We start from the raw sequence: 2597 nt of genomic DNA on the forward strand, positions 1-2597 counted from the left end.
AGAATTTGCAAAATCCTATGAAGGAGATTTGATGGTCATCTCGGTAGTTGATGTGACAGATGAATTTATGGCTCAAGCCCCAGGTCTGGTTGAAGAGATGGTTAAAAAAGCAAAGGGCATCGTCGAGAGTGTAAAGAAAAAGGCAGAGGCATCGAATATAAAGTCAGAGAACTTTGTAAGGGAAGGCGAGACCTATAAAGTGATAGTAGAACTTGCAAAAAAGGAAAATGCTGATGTCATCTTTATGGGAAGCCATGGTCGCACAGGTCCCAAGAGATTGCTCATGGGAAGTGTGACAGAAAGAGTCATCGGACACTCCCCCTGCCCAGTTCTTGTGGTGAGGTCATAATAGGTAATATATCTTCCCATCCCTCTACCCTCTCCACTCCTTCGGGAAGATCGGTATATTTATCGGCAATTATGATTGCCCTCATGCCAGCCTCCAGAAAGGCTTCAGCATCTGCAGCACTACCGCCGATTCCAATCCTTATCGCCTTCCAGTCCTGTTCTTTAAATTCATCAATCTTCTCTCCAATATATCTACTTTCATCAGGTGATTCTTCTTTAACCCCAAGTGTAAAAACCGGGGCAGCAGGGAACTCTCTTTCAGAGAGCCATTTTCTGAGCCTGTTAAGGGATAGCTCGTCCTTTCGAGTTATGTAGATAATATTAAATCTCTTTGAGAGAAACTTTAACGCCTCTTTTGCCCCTCGGAGAGGCTTCATCTCCAACTCTTTTATAGGGAGGAGGGATCCTGGTCTCCCAACCTCATAAACAGTATCCTCAAGTTTTACGATGAGTATCGGTCTTGATGTCTCCCAGCAGGCAATCAAACCCTTAGATTCCTCTGCACGATATGGGGAAACTCTGGGATATTCAGGAATCCTGACCATAAAGATATGAATTCCTGCCTTCAGAGGTGCAATCTCTTTTACTGCAACACCATTTCCCCCTGTGAGAGCGATACCTTTCGATTCCTTACCGACAAAAAATTCTAATCGCTCCCCGCCTATCTCAGGTCTGAGAGAGAAAAATCCTTTCCTCAGTTTAGCATTAAGATAGATCTTCTCTCCATGGTGGGCGAGTATATCATAGGCTATTATGTGGGCATTACTTTCTCCCTTTTGAGATTCTTCGCCCCGATTTATATCTGGGCTCGGAATACCAATAAAGATAACCAGCGCTGAGATGGTTATGCTGACGATGATATGTGTAACTCTCATAACCATTTATACATTAGCCTCATGACAGTATTCTCTACGATAGGCGGGACATTCTTGTCCCGCCTATTTAAAAGAATATCTCAAAATCGGTTTTCTCCCTATATCTTATTGAGCTATATCTATAATCCTCTGGATGTGTAACGATACCTTCCCTTACTGGGTTATTCTCTATATATCTTATCCTGCTTAACACTTTCTCTTCGCTATCAAGTATATAATCATAAAAACCACTCTGCCAAATTGAACTCTTCCTGTTATATGACTCATTTATTGGCATAATACTCTTTTATGGCGGGGTTGGAAAACCCCGCCTATCGGTATAATCTTTGCCCGCTGGATTCCCGTTTTCACGGGAATGACGAACTGGTTTTATAGAGCCATGACAAGGTTAGAAAACCCCGCTTATCGGTATAATCACCCTCATCATGAGCCTTTTAATATTTTTCAACTCATCTAATATAGCATAATGTCTTATTACAGGAACCATTGTCACATCCTCGTATGTAAGCGTTTCAAACTTCCTTCCATCGCTTGTAATCCTCACCGCCCCATCCATGTCTGTCCTGTATAATTTTACCCCATATCTCCTGTACCGCTCAATGACCGCAGGATTGGGATGTCCAAATGGGTTATTCTTTCCTGCATGAACAACCGCAATCTGTGGTGAGACCGCATAGAGCAATCCCTCTGTGCTCGATGTCTTCCCACCATGATGGGGCACCTTGATAACATTGCTTTTTACCCATTTCCCTAATTGTATTAAATGAGCCTCTGCCTCTTCCTCTATATCTCCTGTAAAAAGGAAGGATGTATTCTTATATACAACCTTAATAACCAAGGAAAGGTTATTCTGTGCAGAAAATTCCCCTCTTTCTGGATATACTGTAAACTCTTTGTGCGGATGCAGGATGTATATCTGGTAGCCATTTTCTGGGGACAGTCCCGAATCGGAGCCTGCCCACAAAACCCTGTGTCTTATGCCTTTTTGCTTAAGAGTCTCTCTAAACTCAATGTATAAAGGATACTCGGATTTGTATCCATTGGTCCATACCTCACCGATAGAGAACTCCTTGACAATATGCACAAGTCCACCCACATGGTCAGGATGTGGATGCGTTAGCACGAGGTAATCTATATGTCTTATCCCTCTATCATAGAGATATGGGGCGACAACCCTCCTGCCTATATCGAAACTGTGAACAGTGAATGGTGAACGGTGAACAGCTATCCCCCCTCCATCTATTAGTATCTTTCTTTTATCGGGAAGTTCTACAAGGACAGAGTCACCCTGCCCCACATCGAGAAATGTTACCTTCAGGGCATTTTTATCGAAAGCAACAGGAACAGAAATGAGCAAAATGATTAAAAGAGAAA

Annotated in this window: 4 protein-coding genes; 1 reads left to right on the forward strand and 3 read right to left on the reverse strand. The window is 42.7% G+C overall.

Annotated features, from left to right (window positions below; all coding sequences use genetic code 11):
* Nucleotides 1-349 (forward strand): universal stress protein (locus tag AB1488_00165; protein ID MEW6408521.1); only part of this gene is annotated, 349 nt, incomplete at its 5' end.
* On the opposite strand, the gene AB1488_00170 is transcribed toward AB1488_00165, so the two are convergent.
* The 3 genes from AB1488_00170 to AB1488_00180 all read right to left on the reverse strand — a co-directional run.
* Nucleotides 306-1229, reverse strand: coding sequence for a hypothetical protein (locus AB1488_00170; GenBank protein MEW6408522.1), 924 nt, complete (start codon nt 1227-1229; stop codon nt 306-308). The two genes, AB1488_00165 and AB1488_00170, sit on opposite strands and share 44 nt — an antisense overlap.
* Before the next feature lie 61 nt (nt 1230-1290).
* Complete coding sequence (locus tag AB1488_00175; GenBank protein MEW6408523.1) at nt 1291-1500, reverse strand: hypothetical protein; 210 nt, start codon at nt 1498-1500, stop codon at nt 1291-1293.
* A gap of 111 nt (nt 1501-1611) precedes the next feature.
* The coding region (locus AB1488_00180) for a ComEC/Rec2 family competence protein (protein MEW6408524.1) at nt 1612-2597 on the reverse strand (986 nt) is incomplete at its 5' end.

The organism is Nitrospirota bacterium, assembly GCA_040756155.1.
Classification (GTDB): domain Bacteria; phylum Nitrospirota; class Thermodesulfovibrionia; order JACRGW01; family JBFLZU01; genus JBFLZU01.